11 protein-coding genes are annotated in these 17056 nt (G+C 46.1%); 9 read left to right on the top strand and 2 right to left on the bottom strand.

Annotated elements, in window-relative coordinates; all coding sequences use genetic code 11:
- Positions 1 to 379 precede the first annotated feature (379 nt).
- A complete protein-coding gene (locus BGP75_RS18725) occupies positions 380 to 2674 on the top strand; it encodes an EAL domain-containing protein (RefSeq protein ID WP_076720384.1) in 2295 nt (764 codons plus the stop codon).
- Here the strand turns inward: BGP75_RS18725 and BGP75_RS18720 are convergent.
- Both BGP75_RS18720 and BGP75_RS18715 read right to left on the bottom strand, forming a co-directional pair.
- The gene (locus tag BGP75_RS18720; protein WP_076720383.1) at positions 2651 to 6091 is read right to left on the bottom strand and encodes an EAL domain-containing protein; all 3441 of its coding nucleotides are present in this window, start codon (positions 6089 to 6091) and stop codon (positions 2651 to 2653) included. The two genes, BGP75_RS18725 and BGP75_RS18720, sit on opposite strands and share 24 nt — an antisense overlap.
- 343 nt (positions 6092 to 6434) lie before the next feature.
- Entirely contained in the window at positions 6435 to 6974 is a 540-nt protein-coding gene (locus BGP75_RS18715) for a hypothetical protein (RefSeq protein WP_076720382.1), read from the bottom strand.
- A gap of 415 nt (positions 6975 to 7389) precedes the next feature.
- On the opposite strand from BGP75_RS18715, the gene BGP75_RS18710 reads away from it, so the two are divergent.
- The 8 genes from BGP75_RS18710 to BGP75_RS18675 all read left to right on the top strand — a co-directional run bounded on the left by BGP75_RS18710 (position 7390) and on the right by BGP75_RS18675 (position 16898).
- The gene (locus BGP75_RS18710) at positions 7390 to 8064 is read left to right on the top strand and encodes a Crp/Fnr family transcriptional regulator (RefSeq protein WP_158070136.1); all 675 of its coding nucleotides are present in this window, start codon (positions 7390 to 7392) and stop codon (positions 8062 to 8064) included.
- A 199-nt stretch (positions 8065 to 8263) separates the two neighbouring features.
- Positions 8264 to 8881, top strand: coding sequence for an L-threonylcarbamoyladenylate synthase (locus BGP75_RS18705; protein WP_076720421.1), 618 nt, complete (start codon positions 8264 to 8266; stop codon positions 8879 to 8881).
- A gap of 102 nt (positions 8882 to 8983) precedes the next feature.
- Positions 8984 to 10162, top strand: a complete 1179-nt coding sequence (locus tag BGP75_RS18700) for a glycosyltransferase family 4 protein (RefSeq protein WP_076720380.1) — start codon at positions 8984 to 8986, stop codon at positions 10160 to 10162.
- Positions 10163 to 10533: 371 nt separating this feature from the next.
- A complete protein-coding gene (locus BGP75_RS18695) occupies positions 10534 to 12318 on the top strand; it encodes a type I secretion system permease/ATPase (RefSeq protein WP_076720379.1) in 1785 nt (594 codons plus the stop codon).
- 35 nt (positions 12319 to 12353) lie between these two features.
- Entirely contained in the window at positions 12354 to 13679 is a 1326-nt protein-coding gene (locus tag BGP75_RS18690) for an HlyD family type I secretion periplasmic adaptor subunit (protein WP_076720378.1), read from the top strand.
- A gap of 29 nt (positions 13680 to 13708) precedes the next feature.
- Positions 13709 to 15106 (top strand): TolC family outer membrane protein, encoded by a 1398-nt coding sequence (locus BGP75_RS18685; RefSeq protein WP_158070135.1) that lies wholly within the window; start codon positions 13709 to 13711, stop codon positions 15104 to 15106.
- 309 nt (positions 15107 to 15415) lie between these two features.
- Entirely contained in the window at positions 15416 to 16624 is a 1209-nt protein-coding gene (locus BGP75_RS18680) for a glycosyltransferase family 1 protein (RefSeq protein WP_076720376.1), read from the top strand.
- Positions 16625 to 16646: 22 nt separating this feature from the next.
- The gene (locus BGP75_RS18675) at positions 16647 to 16898 is read left to right on the top strand and encodes a hypothetical protein (RefSeq protein WP_076720375.1); all 252 of its coding nucleotides are present in this window, start codon (positions 16647 to 16649) and stop codon (positions 16896 to 16898) included.
- Positions 16899 to 17056: the final 158 nt, after the last annotated feature.

The following is a 17056-nucleotide window of genomic DNA, read 5'->3' as shown; positions in this document are numbered from 1 at the left end:
GGTTTCATCCAGATGCTGTTCGTCCTTTAAAACAGGTTTATTAACCATGATTCCTGTATTGTTATTGCTGCCGCATTGAATGTATCATCCGTTTTTTTCCTGGCCTGCTGTGCTGATATTTGTAGTTGACCTGAATCAAGTCGAATTGATACTCATACAGTTATTGTTGAAATAGACAGCAGTGTGAAGGGGGAAGTAGATACAATTCGCAGAATTTTTCCGGGAGGGTTTGCTAAAGGCTCTGTCAGGGTTTGCTGTACCTGTAACTTGTTGTATCTGTCGTTCCTTTAAGTAAATTAGCACGTAGGTCTACTATTATAGCTTTCGAATGTAATTCTGAATCCTGGATGAGTGGGGCGCTGCGTACAAGGTAGTTACTATGTATTACATCCAGCGGCTGCTACTGCTTATGCAGTGCCTGATTCTGTTGTTTGGCTTTATATCCAGTTCAGCTGCCAGTGATCTTGAGCTCACTCCAGAAGAAAAGCTATGGCTTGAAGAGCATCCCGATATTAAGGTCGGCCTGGCTATATTTCCTCCTTTCCTAACCATCCTTAATGAGGACGGTCAGGTTGCCGGTTTGGCTGTTGATTACTTGCAGGCCTTGGAGCAACAGCTTGGAGTTTCTTTTGATCGCGTTGTCAGTAGCAATTATGCCGATGCCATTCAGCTTGCAAAAATCGGGTATATTGACTTTCTTGTTGCTGCAACTCCAACAGAAGAGCGCCGGAACTATCTGGATTTTGGTATACCTTATTCCTTTACTGAAAATCTGATCTTTACTCGTCGTGACAGCGAATCCTTAACATCTCTTGATGATTTCAGCGGGCTTCGTTTTGCTGTGCCAGCTAAAACAGCGCTGGCAGAGTATATACGTAACAACTATCCGCAAATCCAACTTTTAGAACCCTTGGATCTCAGCACTGCTTTTACCTGGCTTTCAAGTGGCTATGTTGATGGTATAGGTGCAGATGCGGCAAGTGGTCGTGACTACAGCTACAAAAAGGGATTGAGTAACATCAAAATTTCCGGAACAACGGGATTTGACTATAAAGACTCCATTGCAACAAGGAGTGACTGGCCGGAGTTAGGGAATATTCTGAATAAGGCCTTGTTGGCAATACCACCCTCACAGAGGCTGAAGATTCAGAAGCGCTGGGTTATGCCAGAAGATATTAATAAGCTGGATAGGGCAACCGTCAAGGAGTACAGCTATATTGTTGCCACCTTTGTTGTTCTTGGATTGCTAATTATTCTTGTCTGGTGGAACAGAACTCTCAAGAAAGAAATTGGCCAGAGAAAATCAGTTGAAAATCGCCTTAGCTATCTGGCTTATCATGATGAAGTGACCGGTATCCTAAACCGGGCGGGCCTGTTCGATCGGCTTCAGAAGGCTGCGGACAGCGGGAAGCCCTATATGTTGCTATTGGTTGGGCTTGATCATTTTCGCGTCAAAAATGAACTCTGGGGACAAAAAATGGGCAACGATATTCTTGGCTTACTGGCCCGAAGAGTACAGACCAAAATTCCTGAGGGGGGCTCAGTGGCGCGGGCTGGGGGGGATACATTTGCGTTTCTTCTACCTCTGTCTGATCAGTCGCCAGAAGCCGTTGCACACTATTTTTTGGATATGTTCAGTGAGCCTTTGTTGCTGGAAAACGGCACGGTGCAAATTGTTACAGCAACGGCAGGAATCGATTTGCAAGTTGAGCAGTCTGAGCGTCTGGAGTTACCACTGGAGCGCGCTGAGATGGCGCTTAAGCATGGAAAGAAGGTTCGAAGAGGAAGCTGTCATCTTTATGATCCTCAGATGAGTCTTGATATAGGTGAGGATCAACAGTGGAAGGACGATTTGAAAATGGCGATTCATCAGAGTCAGCTGTTTCTTGAGTATCAGCCACAACTGAATGTGAGTGATGGCCGTTTAATCGGTTTTGAGGCACTGGTTCGTTGGCAGCACCCACTGAAAGGACGTATTTCTCCCGCAGAGTTTATTCCCTACGCCGAGCGGTTAGGGCTGATATCGGCTCTGGGTGACTGGGTGTTGAAAGAGGCTTGCCAGCAAGCTCAGCGTTGGCTGAAAGATGGGCTTGAGTTTGAGCATGTTGCGGTTAACGTGTCGGTTCAGCAGTTTGCAGAAGGGGATTTTGTTACTCGTGTCTGCAATATATTAGAAGCTTCGGGATTGCCTGCTCATTATCTGGAGCTTGAGATTACAGAAACGTTTTTCATGACCGAGTTTGTCAAAGCGCGAAAATCTCTGGAATCGCTTTCTGAGCTTGGTATTAAATTTTCTATCGATGACTTTGGTACCGGTTTTTCGTCTTTGCTTTATCTCAAGCAGCTACCGGTAGGGACAATCAAGCTCGCACAGGAGTTTATTCTGGATATCACTCAGGATAGTGGTAGCTATCAAATCGTTAAGGCAGCAACTCAGTTGGGAAAAAGCCTGGGTATGGATGTTATCGCCGAGGGGATTGAAGATCTGGAAGCGCAGGAAATGGTGTTGGGTCTGGGGTGCGAGTGGGCTCAGGGGTACTATTACAGCAGGCCGCTTGCTGTCCAGAATGTAAACAAGCAGGTGATTGATGAGATTGTCAGGAAGATTCCAGCAGAGCTGTTGTCAGAAAATCGCCGTGGTGAGCTGGATTTAAGCGTCTGTAATTGTACTTGAGTGGGGGCTGACAGGCGCTGTTGCGTCTGTGGTGGGGGCTGAAGAGTCCTCGACTGCTGGTATTGAAGCGTCCTCAGGGCTCTGATTGATTGAGGTTTTAAGCGGTTTGTCATAAGGCTGTCTGTTATCAGATCCTCTGGCAGAGGATTGTTTTTCAGTGCAAGGTTTTTCAGAGCATGGTTTATCAGGAGTCGTTAAGCCGATTAACTGACTTATATCCTCTGGGCTGAGTGGCTTGCTATGCAGGTAACCCTGGCTGAAGTCGCAGCCGTTGTCGCGAATAAAGTTAAGCTGAGCTTCTGTTTCCACCCCTTCTGCGACGACTGCCAGGTTTAAGAGTTTGGCGAGACTGGTAATAGCTTTAATGATGGTCTCATTGCTGCTGTCGCTATCACTGTCGTTTGTGTTGTAGAGAGTGCTGATAAACGATTGATCTATCTTAAGCTTGTCTATTGATAACTGCTTGAGCAGGCTCAATGAGGAGTAGCCGGTAGCAAAGTCATCAATGGCAAGAGTTACTCCAATGTCTTTGAGTCGTTCGAGCATTTCAGGGCAATGCTCCGCGTTTTTCATGATGCAGTTTTCTGTAATCTCCAGCTCCAGACAGCTGGGCTGGATACCCGTTGCCTGAATTGACTGCTCTATTGATTTGACAATGTTTCCTTTGTGCAGCTGTATAGTTGATACGTTTATCGCCACCTGTAAGGGATTAGCATCGCTTGCTTGCCATTCTTTCAGCTGTTTGCACACCTGGGCAATAACCCAGTCACCAATTTCCACAATCAGACCGGTTTCTTCAGCCAGCGGGATGAAGGTGCCTGGTGAGATGGTTCCTTTTGTTGGGTGCTGCCAACGTAGCAATGCTTCAACACAGGTGATACTACCGTTGGCTAGATTAATTTGAGGTTGATAGACGAGAGAAAACTGTTGTTGAAGGTGTGCCTTGCGCAGCTCTGTCTCAAGCTCCAACCATTTGGCAGCGCTGGTGGTCAGTGCGGAACTATAAAAAGCATAGGTTGAACGGCCCATTTTTTTTGCGTGATACATTGCGGTGTCAGCATGCTTGACTAATGACTTAGTATCTTTTCCATCTTGAGGATAAAGGCAAATACCAATACTTGTGCTGATATAAAGATCATGGTCAGCCAGCTGAAATGGTTCAGAGAGTCGCTGTAATATATGGTTTGCAACAGTTGCAGGCTCTTTCGGACCCGATATGTTTTCAATAATAATCGTGAATTCGTCACCTCCGATGCGTGCTACCGTGTCATTGTCCCGTATCACGTTATTCAACCGCCCAGCTACGGATGATAGCAGTGCATCGCCTACCTGATGGCCGAGGCTGTCATTAACATGCTTGAAACGGTCAAGGTCGAGAAATAATACGGCTAACTGGGTTTCTTTTCGTTGAGCTATTTTTAATGAGTGTTCCAGCCGGTCATTGAATAAGGTGCGATTCGGCAACCCTGTCAGTTGATCGTAAAAGGCCTGGTATTGGACTTTGGCTTCAGATTCTATGCGTTTGGTGATATCCAGCAAGGTGCCCATAATTGCGGGTCTGCCACCATGAATGGAGGGGCTGCCGTAAAGTTCAACGTGAATAACGTCCCCCTGCTTTGTCAGCCCTCTGATTTTGTAGTGGATAGCGCCCGTTTGACCCGACTCCCGCTTTGCAATATTGGTCTTTACTTTTGGCCAATCTTCCGGATGACTTAACTCTCGTGGTCCCAGGCGATTCTCTATTTCATCTTTCTGGTAGCCAAAAATTTCTGCAAGGCAAGGATTCACATATGTGAAGTAGTTATCCTGAATAATATAAACCCCTACCAAAGACTTCTCTGACAGATCCCTGAATTGCCGCTCAGAATTTTCCAGAGCAATTTGTGCTGCTTTATCTGCCGATATATCCATGAATGTTAATACGGCACCTTGTATTTGTTGGTTTCTGGTTATCGGCATAGCAGAATATTCCACTGGAAACCGGCTTCCATCAGTGCGTAAGAAAAGGGCCTCTTTATTATGTATGGAGTCGGTCTGCCCATTTAAGAGCTGTTCAACGGGGTAAACCTGGCCACTGTCCAGTTTCCAAAACTTACGGTTTTCAATATTAATCAGTTGCTTTGTGCTGGCTCCCAGCATTTGTGCTGCAGCGGGGTTGATAAATGTGTGTTCCGCTTTTGTGTCCAGGCCAATAACCCCCTCGCCGGCTGAGTTCAATATAAGCTCATTGTTAGTTTGTAGTATGGCCAGTTGATCAAATTGGGTGCTGATTTTTCGAGAGATCATCCAACCAAGAAATAAAAAGGCAAACAAAAGCATCACGACCCAACCAAAGGCTTGGCGCAATGCAGCATTCAGATCAGTTTCAACATTGTCTCTCTGCAATTCCAGTTGAATGGTGGCAATTTCTCCAAGCCGGTCCAGCGCAGCCAGTTCCTGGTCAAAGTTCTGCGTGAGTTTGCTTATGAGCTGGTGTTGGGCTCCCGCCTGTTGCTGATAGCGATTGAGTAACTCCAGTAGGCCAAGCCTATAGAGAGATAAAGGCTGGTCAAACCGGTTTGATTCTGGTCCGGTGCCAAATAATGAAATTTTCAGTGGATCGGTCGACGGGATGATAAAATTGTCGTGATTTTGTACAGACCTTTTCATCAAACCGATATTCCGGTTCATTCTGTCTACGGCTGGCAACAGTCTGTTTAATCTAAGATTAGCCAGGTCTTCTGGTTTGTCTGCGGATGCCAACAGTTCAACCAGCAGGGCTATTTCATGCAGCTCATTTTGTACCGTCTTAATTGCTCTGGGCCAGATGCTGTTTTGCTGTTTTAGCAGTTGGTTGGCCAGATGCGGTTGTTGGCTTGGAGTTTCCTGACGCCATTTATTGATATGCCGGGCCAGTTGCAGGTTAAGCTTGCCTTCGGCAATATCAAAAGCTTCATTAAGCTGGTATAGCTTCTGACGAACTCTGTTGAGACTGGTCTCTGCCAGAATATCCTGCTGATAAGGATCGAACTCCTGTTTCCAGCTGACTGACTGTTGCCACAGTGTCTGGGTTTGATCGATCCGTCTTTGCAGTTCGAAAAGGGCGGGATCAATGCCTGGAATAGCCAGCTTTGCAGGTAGTTGATCTACCTCTTGTTTTAACAGGTGGAGACTGTCATTTTTTGTGTCTGGCTGGAAGGGCTGTTGTGAAGCGATTAGCTGTTCAGATGTTGAATGTGTCTCTACTAACAACCGTCGAATTTTTTCCAGCTCAAGATCCAGCCATTGCCGGGTTGATTGCAGTTCGGCATCTTTGTCCCGGAGCTGGCTTTGATACCAGCTGACAAACCCGCTCATCGAGATACTGGCGGCCAGCCCTAGCACGATCAGACCCCAGAGCAGCAGTGTCAGATGCCACTTTTCGGCCTTTTTACTCATGCGATCTGCCTTTTCCTGGCAAGTATCGACGTTTTTGGCAGCCGCGATTGCCTGGTGGCTTTGTCCCAGTCAACATCACTTTTGAGTTGATCGATGCAAGGAAAAAGGCTGAAAGTAGTAATAAGTTTGTTTGCATACCGGTACTCAATTTGTGAGAAAGATCTCTGCAGACAGAGGGGGCCGGTTTATCTATGGCTTTGTAAAGTATAGATAAGGTATGTACGGGTGTGAGTTTTTTCTAATCCATACTGTTTTATTGCCAGATGAGTTAGTTTGCCCCGTGCTTATAGCCGCTATCGAGGCTCGCCAATTTTCGTGAAAGCAAGTAAACAGTTTGTTGGTGTTAATGCATTCCAGTATTGACTGTTACAACGTTAACAGATGGTTCCCAATAATCAGGCAGGCTCCAATCTGCTTTTTCAGCCAGTGATAGAAGCTCTGAAATCAGCTTATGTAATTCTGCCCGGGTAAGCTGTAAGCGGACTTTAGGTTTTTTTTCCTGTTCCATCAGCGTGAGTTCTATCTTCTCTTCTTTGTTACTGCGAACGCTTATAGCCGAGATTAAAAATTGAGAGATATTTTCCTCATCGGTTTTCATCGGTTCTTTGGTTGTTGGAATACGGCGCTGGGCTCCCTGATGTTCAAACTGAGCCAGCGTTTGTTTCTGATTGCCGGTGAGTTCAGACATGCTCGATTTCTCATTGCCAGCTGAGTGAGCTGCTTTTTCGGCTAACCAGTCCACTAGTTGAGGCATGCTTCTCATTAAAAAACGTCGAGTCAAGTAGCCGTCAGTTCGTTCTTTTGCTGTCGGATGGCGAAAGATAAGGCGGATTCGGTCATTTCTGTCATCGTAGTTAAGACTGATAGCTTTGGGTTTTAACATCAACCGCGTCTCCTGGTGGTGCAAAAATTCTTGATAAAAAATTGTCAGCTGCATTCTGGCTAAAACAAGTTTGGAAATTCACAGAGTCGAAATGTATCACAGCCAAAAAACAGTGCTGAATGTGTGGGTTATGTGGCATTACCGGAACCTGGTGGTTGAATGCCGCTTATCAACATTGTTCGCGCAACTGGTCATTTTGTCTGGGGAAACGTAACTTCAGCTTTTGACTTGTTCTTCCGTTCATTTTAGAGTGCTCGCTTGGCACTGTGAGCACTCTAACTCAGCTTGTGACAGTAGCTCTTGTTTGGCTGGCCGACATTATATCAGGCAATCGTATCCGCGAAGCATCTGGAGCACAATATTATCCTACTCTAACTAATTGTTACCGAATAAACTCAGCTTACGGGCGACTAACTTGATCTCGATTTCACTCCTAAAACAAATAAACCTTTTAGAGGAACTCAAGCAGGAGGAGCTGGCTTATGTAGCGCAGCACCTTCAATTGGTCGAGCATCCTCGTGGCGCTACGGTGGTGCCAAAGGGGTCAAGTCCTGAAGCGTTGTACTTTTTATTCAGAGGGCGCCTAAAAGTAACTAACCACGACAGTAATGGGCGGGAAATCAGCCTCAACTTCATAGATCCTGGTAGCCATTTTGGTGAATTGGGATTGATAGATGGAAAGCCTCGCTCGGCTACGATTATCGCTACAGAAAGATCAACAGTTGGGGCCTTACCAAAGCCCTTGGCATTAAGGTTGATTTACCATCAGCCGGGGGTGAGTCGTAAGTTAATGCAGCAATTGACTGCGATGGTCCGGGCTGGAAATGATCATCTATTACTGTTAGGACAAAGTAGCGCCTACACCCGTGTTTACACCTGGTTACTTAAGATAGCGACACAGCCGGAGGAGTTAGGTGAAAACCGTCAGAGCCCGACTCAACAGGAATTGGCTCAGATGGCAAATACCACTCGTGAGACGGTGTCTCGAGCCATCAGCAATTTGATTAAGGCCGGTATTCTGGAAAAATCTGGCAAGCAGCTGGTGTTGCTAGATCCGCAGAGGTTACAGCAGCTTTCGCAGCAGGAGTAACCGTTATTTCGAAGGGAGCTGTGGTTGTTTTTATTCCGGCCGCCTCTTGAACGCTTGGTGAGTTTGAGAGTTTGAAGAGGTTAGGGCGTTTGTAGCGGGAATAGCAGTCAGCTACTGGTTAATGCCTACAGCAATCCGTTACAATGTGCCAACTTTTGCTGGCATTGCCAGTGTGCCTCTTGTTCAACAGGACTTAACAGTGAGTCAGTTTTTTCAGATCCATCCTGAAAACCCTCAACAGCGACTGATTAAACAGGCTGTGGAGATCATTAATAAAGGCGGAGTTGTGGTTTATCCCACCGATTGTGCCTACGCTCTTGGTTGTCATATTGGTGACAAGTCTGCCCTGGAAAGAATTAAGCAGATCCGTCAATTAAGTGACAAGCACAACTTCACTCTTGTATGCCGCGATCTTTCTGAATTGGCAATCTACGCCAAAGTAGATAATAGTGTTTATCGCTTGCTCAAAAACTACACACCCGGAGCCTATACTTTCATTCTTAAAGGGACCTCCGAAGTTCCGCGTCGTTTGATGCATGCCAAACGGCGGACAATAGGTATTCGTGTCCCTGATAATGCAATTGCCCTGGCGCTGATGGAAGAGCTGGGTGAACCTATCATGAGTAGTTCCCTGATTTTACCCGGTGAAACCGATCCGTTGACAGACCCCTATGACATCCGTGAAACACTACAACATCAAGTTGATTTGGTGATTGATGGCGGGTATTGCGGTATGGAGGCTACATCAGTTATCAATATGGTAGATGATGTACCAGAAGTTGTTCGTGAGGGCGCAGGGGATATTAGTGGGTTTTAGTCTTCGTTTCGGGGATCAATATTCATCTGGATTTAAATCAATAGAGTCGTTGCGCGTTATCGGTTACTTCCCGGGGCTGCTGTTTTGAGTATTAGTTCGAGTGTGAGCAACTTTCTATCTTCCGATTTTGCAGATTGTCGAATAGCCATTGTTCATGACTGGCTGGTTAGTTATGCGGGTTCTGAGCGAGTTGTGGAACAGATGCTGGCTTGCTTTCCTCAGGCTGATGTATTCGCAACAGTGGATTTTTTCCCACCGGAGCAGCGCCGCTTTCTGGCCGGAAAGTCGGTGACTACAACCTTCATTCAGAAACTCCCTTTTGCGAAGACCCGCTATCGTAACTATTTACCACTGATGCCTTTGGCAATAGAGCAGTTGGATCTGAGTGGTTATGATTTGGTTCTCTCCAGCAGTCATGCCGTGGCCAAAGGTGTGATAACCGGTCCTGATCAGCTTCATATCTGTTACTGCCATTCGCCTATGCGTTACGCCTGGGACATGCAGGCGCAATATCTGAAAGAGTCAGGATTGGAGAAGGGCTTTAAAGGCCTGCTGACGCGATTGCTATTGCACCGTATCAGAATCTGGGATCGCCATAATTCAGCGGGTGTTGATAAATTTATTGCCAATAGTGGCTTTATTGCCCGTCGTATTGAAAAGACTTACCGGCGTGATGCCGCAGTAATTTATCCTTGTGTTGCCGTTGATGAATTCGATGTGCGTGCGGACAAGGAGGACTTTTACTTGACGGCGTCTCGGCTTGTTCCCTATAAAAAAATTGAACTAATTGTTCGTGCCTTTGCCAAAATGCCGGATCGTCAATTGGTCGTGATAGGAGATGGGCCTTGTGCCAGGGATATAGCACGAAATGTACCGCCAAATGTGACCTTGATGGGATACCAGCCTTTTTCTGTGCTTAAAGATTATATGCAGCGGGCTAAAGCGTTTGTTTTTGCTGCTGAAGAAGATTTTGGTATCTTACCGGTGGAAGCTCAGGCGTGTGGTACACCTGTGATTGCATTCGGAAAAGGAGGGTTGTTGGAGACAGTGGTGGATGGAACTTCCGGATTGTTCTTTGATACCCAGACTGAAGAAGCGATCATTGGGGCGATTGAGAGATTTGAAGATGGTTTTAAGGCAGATGTTACACAGATTAGAGCGAATGCTGAACGCTTTTCAACGGCTTGTTTTCAGCGTCGATATGTAGACTACGTGCTCAATTGTTATCGAGAACACAGATCAGGTCCCGTATCGAAGTTGCCGGATACATTAACTGTGTAAATAGTATGGGAAAATCTCCTGCTCTGACGGCTTGACAGCTCAGGATGATGCTGTTGCGTAACTTTGGTCTGGCTGATATTATTCGCGCCTTTAAAGGATATAATGCACATTTGGTGTTTGCGGGGACATACTCTGTCGTCGGTGGAGTCGGCACCGTTTCTTAGTTGGTGGTCTTGAGTAACAGGAGAGTTATTCGGGTCTGCTACTGATTATTTGCAGTAACGTCTCTGTTTAAGTGTCCTGGAGTTTTTCAACTGCTGTGTAATGCCCTTTGGCATCTGGTTCATACTGCGGCGGGCCTGAATGGTCTTTAGTGCTTTCATATCGGTATTTCATATCGGTATTTTGATATTACGACTGGTTTGTTATAGATGAATTCTAAAGATAGTAAGAAAACGGATCTTCATGAAGCCTTAGGCGTGTGTCGGTCTTCTTTTGTAGTGGCCGGTCTGTTCAGTATGTTCATCAACTTACTGATGTTAACGCCAGCCATATATATGTTGCAGGTTTATGATCGTGTTGTGACCAGTGGCAGTCATTCAACATTGTTGATGCTTACACTGATTATGATCCTGATGATGGTGACCATGGGCGGATTGGAGTGGGTTCGATCCCAGATTCTTGTAAGAATCAGTACCCGACTGGAAACCTTGCTGAATGAGCGATTATTTAATGCATCATTTAAGCAAGCGCTTTATTCAGGTGGTATAAACGCTAGTGCCCAGCCTCTTTCTGATCTAGCAGGGCTGCGACAGTTCTTGACCGGTAACGGTCTGTTTGCCTTTTTTGATGTTCCCTGGATGCCAATATACATTGGTGTAATGTTTATTTTTCATCCGCTTTTTGGTTGGGTTGGGGTTGCCGCGGTAATCATCTTGTCTATTCTGGCATTAATTAACGAAAAAATTACTCAAAAACCACTGGCTGAAGCTAACAAAGAGTCTATTGCGGCCAATACATTCACCACCAAGAATCTTCGCAATGCTGAAGTGGTAGAATCAATGGGGATGCTTACGGACATTCGCCAGCGCTGGTTGACCCGTAATCACAAAGTGTTGCATCTTCAGGCGGTTGCCAGCCGACGTGCTGGTGCTATCAATTCCTTCTCCAAGTCCATTCGTATGACGGTACAGTCTCTGGTGCTGGGTCTTGGTGCATACTTGGCTATTGAACAGCTGATTACTCCCGGGTTAATGATTGCGGGATCTATATTGCTCGGTCGAGCATTGGGGCCGATTGATCAAATGATCGGTGCCTGGAAAGGCTTTGTCAGTGCGCGCTCACAGTACCATCGCTTGAACGAGATACTGGCTAAAATTCCAAAAGATCCTGAGACAATGAGCTTGCCTGACCCTAAAGGAAATCTTTCAGTGGAGGCGGTAATGATTACCCCTCCGGGCAGTCGTACTCCGGTGGTTAAAGGGGTCACTTTTGCCGTGGAAGCCGGTGACGCTGTTGGTGTTATTGGGCCAAGTGCCGCCGGTAAATCAACGCTGGCTCGTGCTCTTCTGGGTATCTGGCCAGCAATGGGTGGGAAAGTTCGATTGGATGGCGCAGATATATTTGCCTGGAATCGTGAAGAGCTTGGTCCACATGTGGGGTATTTGCCGCAGGATATTGAATTGTTCGATGGCACTATTAGTGAAAACATTGCCCGGTTTGGTGAAGTTGATTCTGAAGCTGTTGTCGCAGCGGCTCAACTGGCTGGTGTGCACGAAATGATTTTAAGACTGCCGAATGGCTATGATACTGAAATTGGCGGTAGTGGCGGTGCTTTGTCCGGTGGGCAAAGGCAGCGAGTCGGTTTGGCCAGAGCTTTGTATGGCTCACCAAAGCTGGTGATACTTGATGAACCAAACTCTAATTTGGATGACTTAGGGGAAAAGGCACTGGCCCAGGCTCTGCAGAAGGTCCGTGAAGCCGGTATTACAACGATTGTTATTTCTCATCGTGTTAGTGCCTTAGCGAATGTGACAAAACTGCTGGTGCTGAATGAAGGACAGGTATCAATGTATGGCCCTCGTGATGAGGTGCTGGCCAAGCTAAAAGCTGGCGCACAGCCACAGCCTCCTGCTGCTGCGAAACCTCAGGCCAGGCCTGCTCCGGCAGTTGTACCTACAACCACAGTGACTCCGGTAGTTCCGATTAAGTCCTGATCACCATCTATTAACATTTAGGAGATCGTTGCCGAATGTCGCAGGCAGTGGCACAAATAGAGACGGGAAAAGCCGTCGAATTAAAGACAAGTGATATCCCAATCAGGGTTATTGGTTTTATTATCCTGTTTATCACTTTTGGATTGTTTGGCGGTTGGGCAACTTTTGCGCCACTGGATAGTGCTGCCTTGGCGCCAGGGGTTGTAACGGTTAAAAGTTATCGTAAGACCGTACAGCATCTGGAAGGCGGAATTGTTAAGGAAATTTTGGTCCGTGATGGGCAGCAGGTGGAAAAAGGCCAGCTTTTAATCGAGTTGGATGATACTCAGGCCCGAGCCCAGCTGGGCATCCTGCGAGGGCAATTCATCACTTCAAAGGCTCAGGAAGCTCGTTTGTTATCTGAACGGGAGGGCTTGAAGGAAATTGCCTATCCAGAAGAACTGGCTGATACCGACATTCGGGCCATTGAGGCTCGCCGTAGTCAGGATCAGGTTTTTCAGGCCCGTAAAAATGCTTATGAAGGTGAAGTTTCTGTACTTAAGCAACGAATTGAGCAACTTCGCTCCCAAATTAAGGGGCTAACGGCGCTTCGCAGCAGTAAGGATGATCTGGCTGATTCTTATCAAGAAGAAATTGTGGATTACCGCACGCTAGTCAGCGACGGCTATGCGGACAAGCAACGATTACGTGAGCTAGAGCGCAATCTGGCACGACTGAAAGGTGAAATAGCTGAGCACCAGGCAGAAGTCGCACGTATCGAGATGCAAATTGGTGAAACCAAGTTACAAATACTTCAGTTACAGAAAGAATTCCAAACAGAAGTTGCTGGATTGCTGGGAGAAGTACAGGCAAAGTTATTTGATGTGAATGAGCGGATTGCTGCTGTCCAGGATACGGTTACACGAACTCGAATTCTTGCACCGGAATCCGGTATGGTACTGGGCTTGACGGTTCATACTATCGGCGGTGTTATCAGCGCAGGTACCCCAATACTTGATATTGTTCCTCAATCAGAAGAGCTGATTGTCGAAGCTCAAATTTCGCCTATTGATATCGATCGTGTATCTAACGGTATGCTGGCAGAAATCAGATTCAGCGCCTTCAAATCGGCCACAACCCCCGTCATTGAAGGGCGTTTATTGTCTATCTCAGCAGACCGTCTGACTAATGAGCAGACCGGGATGCCTTATTATCTCGGACGGGTTGAGGTAACGGAAAAGGGCACTAAAAGCTTGGGAAACCTTCAGTTATTACCCGGTATGCCTGCTGAAGTTCTAATCAATACGGGTGAGAGAACGCTGTTAGAGTATATCGTACAGCCAGCCACCAATGCCTTTGCCCGATCGTTGATTGAAGACTGAATATGGACGTTAATTTGGCTGGAGCCATTATGCGATTTGAGATAGTCCCTGTGCGATTAAAACTAGCTGCGCTACGATCCAGAGCTGCATTACGGTCTCGAACTGCTTTGATGATATCTGTATCAGCTCTGGCGATACCTCTTCTGATTTCGACTCCTGCCTCGGCGGAAGGGCTTGTGTCTATTATGGACAAGGCGCTGTTGGCGGATCCCCGTATTAGCATCGCAGATTACCAGTATCGAATAAGTGAAGATCAGGATAGGCAGGCGCTGGGGGCAATGCTGCCTCAAGTCAGAGCCAGCAGTAACTTTTCGCGAAATGAGCGGAAGTCTTTTGATCAGGATAACAATCCCACGCACAACCACTATGATGGTGAGAAGTACAACTTGTCAGTCCAGCAGGTTATATACAATAAATCGGTATTTGATGGGCGTAATCGTACTCAGCATGTAATAAAACAGCGGGACTTTGAAAAAAATGGCACTTTAGGTGAAGTGCTTTTGGATGTAACAGAGCGATATATTGCCGTTTTAGCCGCCAATGATGATTTAGCTCTTGTTCAGTCTGAGAAAGAGACAGTGCAGAAGCAACTTGACCAGGTTTCTCGTTTGTATGAAAAGCAACTGGTTAAGGTAACCGATGTGCTGGAAGTGCAAACACGTATGGACATGATCCAGACTGATGAGATTGAGGCGGAAAATGCAGTTTTAGTCTCAAAAGAGGCCTTGACCGAGTTAATTAATGAACCTGTTGATCAGCTTAACCCTTTGCAGGAGAACATAAGTTTTCCTGCTTTGGAAAATACAGTCAACCATTGGCTGACAAAAGCTCGTTCCAATAATCCGCAAATATTGGCTATGGATGAGGCTGTTCGTGCCAGTCTGTCTAGAATTGAAGAATCGAAAGGTGGGCATTATCCAACTTTGGATCTCGTTCTCAACTCTCAGAAAAGCGATGTCGGATTTGAAAATGTCGCAACTAACAGAACTGACACAAACTATTTGGGGTTGACCTTAAACGTACCGCTTTATTCTGGTGGCTCTACCTCTGCTAAAGTTCAGGAAGCTTCCAATCAGTGGTCTTTGACTCAGTTGGAACGGGAGCGAACACTACGCTTTGTGATGAAAAGCACGCGTGAAGCCTATCTTGGAGCAAAGTCCAGTCTAAAGCGAATTAAGGCCAGTGAGCGTAGCGTTTTATCTGCGCAAAAGTCCTACAAGGCGATGGATACCAGTTTCAAGTATGGCACCGTGACTGTCGTTGACGTTATCAACGCGTTACAGAAAGAATATCAAGCTCGGCGTGACCTCCAGCAAGCAAAATACAATCATATTAATTTTTGGTTGAGACTTGTGTTTTTTGCCGGTGAACTTGAGCCATCAAAGTTAGTTACAGTTAATAGCTGGCTTGAGTCGTCAGAAGGATAGCTGTCAGATACTCTGAACTTAGAGAGTTTGGTTCTAATGTTGGGAAAATTTATATTAGGTTGAAATCAGGTATTTAATTTTTTGTTTTGAGTTATCTCTGCCTTGAGCAATCTGTCCATACCAACTGAGCTCCAGTATTTATTTCTGGGGCTTTTTTGCATAGGGCGTTTGAGGATTAGCGGCTATTGGATTGTCTCGGTCAGATTTTTAACCTCGTGCAGCGATGTCTATTTCAGTTATTAGCTGCTTTTTGTTTCCTGAGATGAGTGATCATTACTTGTCTTGAAAGTGGAATACCCTGTTATTCAAATGGACCTTTTAGTTAACGTTACATCATTACAATCGCCTTTGACCGGTATTGGTCATTACACCCACAATCTTCTTCGTAATTTTATCGCTAGAAGTGATGTCGATGATATACGTGGTGTCAGTGCTCTGGGGGGGCAAACACGTGCCGAGTTGACTGCTTTGATTGAGCGTCTGGAATGTGGCTGTGACTCGGGTAATCGTTCAAATACGGGGACTGGTTCAATGGTTCACCGTATTTTGGGCCATCGCGGTATACAATTCGCCAAGCAGGTGCCTGGTATCCGTCGTTTAAAGCAAGGTATGGAGCAATATCGAACCCGAGAGTTTTCCAGAGCTTGCAGTCAGCATGTGTATTGGGAACCGAATTATGTACTGCTGCCTTTTGACGGACCTTCTGTCACAACCGTCCATGATGTCTCTCATATCCATTATCCACAGTACCATCCCGAAGAAAGAGTGCGTTTTCTAAACGAGCAGCTACCCGGAAGTATTGAACGTGCTCAATCCTTGGTTGTGGTGTCAGAATTTACCCGTTCTGAAGTTACTCGGTACTTGGGAGTCGATAGCAATCAAATGTCGGTGATAACACCAGGTGTATCGCCCTTTTTTTGTCGTTCCTTTGATGAAGAGGAACTGATTGGGTTGCGCAGTCGTTATGGGTTACCTGAGCACTACATTCTCTATGTGGGCACCTTAGAGCCTCGTAAAAATCTATGCGGCCTTATTCGTGCCTATAAGGAATTACCTTCAGCTCTTCGGCAGCAATATCCATTAGTTTTGGTGGGATGCAAAGGCTGGGGTAACGACCAGTTGGAGAGCGAGCTGCGAACGTTGCTAAACAAGGAGGAGGTTATTCGGCTGGGGTATGTTGCTCAATCTGACCTACCCAGTCTCTACGCGGCAGCAACAGTGATGACGTACGTTTCTTTTTACGAAGGGTTCGGTATGCCTATCGTTGAGGCAATGTCCGCCGGAACGGCTGTTTTAACCGCTAATTGTGCATCAATGCCCGAGGTTGCTGGTGGTTGTGCAGAGCTTGTTGATCCGAATGATATTGATTGTATGAGTAATGGGCTTCGTCGTTTGTTAGAGGATGATTCCCACCGCCAATCTCTGGCACAAGCGGGTAGGTTGCATGCCCAACAATTCACTTGGGAACGTTCCGCAGACCAGTTATTCAATTTGTTGAACAAGGTGGGAGAGTACTGATGATGTACTTTCGACAAGTTACATGAGTCACTTCCTGGATAAAATGTGGGAATACGACAAGCGTCAGCATTTCTGTTATAGCCTTGCTATCTTATTGCTGCTGCTGTTTCTGCTGTCTTGGCCGGTTGCTCTGATTTCGACAGTTATTATTGGTTTGTTGAAAGAAATCTGGGATCACTACTGCGGATCTGGATTTTGTTGGTATGACATGGCGGCTAATGGTTTGGGTATCATGTTAGGAATGTTGTTGGCTCTCCCGGTAATGTTGAAATAGCTCTCGGTAGTGTTGAAAAAGTTATGTTGTGCCTGACAATAGATCTGTTTTCCACAAAGCTGAAATTGCAGTTGTTACTGATCCGCAAAGCACTATAAGTCGAGATCTATACCATTGTGATCAGGTTCAATCATTGGGATTGAGCCGTTATTGGACTG

The sequence above is a fragment of the Motiliproteus sp. MSK22-1 genome (genome assembly GCF_001968815.1).
In the GTDB taxonomy this organism is placed as follows: domain Bacteria; phylum Pseudomonadota; class Gammaproteobacteria; order Pseudomonadales; family Balneatricaceae; genus Motiliproteus.
The sequence above is the reverse complement of the archived record's forward strand: the minus strand, read 5'-3'. Positions and strand labels throughout refer to the sequence as shown.

What these genes read in the sequence shown, in the direction of transcription:
- BGP75_RS18680 (WP_076720376.1), top strand. Translation starts at nt 15,416, where the DNA reads ATGGACCTTTTAGTTAACGTTACATCATTACAATCGCCTTTGACCGGT.
- BGP75_RS18675 (WP_076720375.1), top strand. Translation starts at nt 16,647, where the DNA reads ATGAGTCACTTCCTGGATAAAATGTGGGAATACGACAAGCGTCAGCAT.
- BGP75_RS18720 (WP_076720383.1), bottom strand. Translation starts at nt 6,091, where the DNA reads ATGAGTAAAAAGGCCGAAAAGTGGCATCTGACACTGCTGCTCTGGGGT.
- BGP75_RS18715 (WP_076720382.1), bottom strand. Translation starts at nt 6,974, where the DNA reads ATGTTAAAACCCAAAGCTATCAGTCTTAACTACGATGACAGAAATGAC.
- BGP75_RS18725 (WP_076720384.1), top strand. Translation starts at nt 380, where the DNA reads ATGTATTACATCCAGCGGCTGCTACTGCTTATGCAGTGCCTGATTCTG.
- BGP75_RS18690 (WP_076720378.1), top strand. Translation starts at nt 12,354, where the DNA reads ATGTCGCAGGCAGTGGCACAAATAGAGACGGGAAAAGCCGTCGAATTA.
- BGP75_RS18685 (WP_158070135.1), top strand. Translation starts at nt 13,709, where the DNA reads ATGCGATTTGAGATAGTCCCTGTGCGATTAAAACTAGCTGCGCTACGA.
- BGP75_RS18695 (WP_076720379.1), top strand. Translation starts at nt 10,534, where the DNA reads ATGAATTCTAAAGATAGTAAGAAAACGGATCTTCATGAAGCCTTAGGC.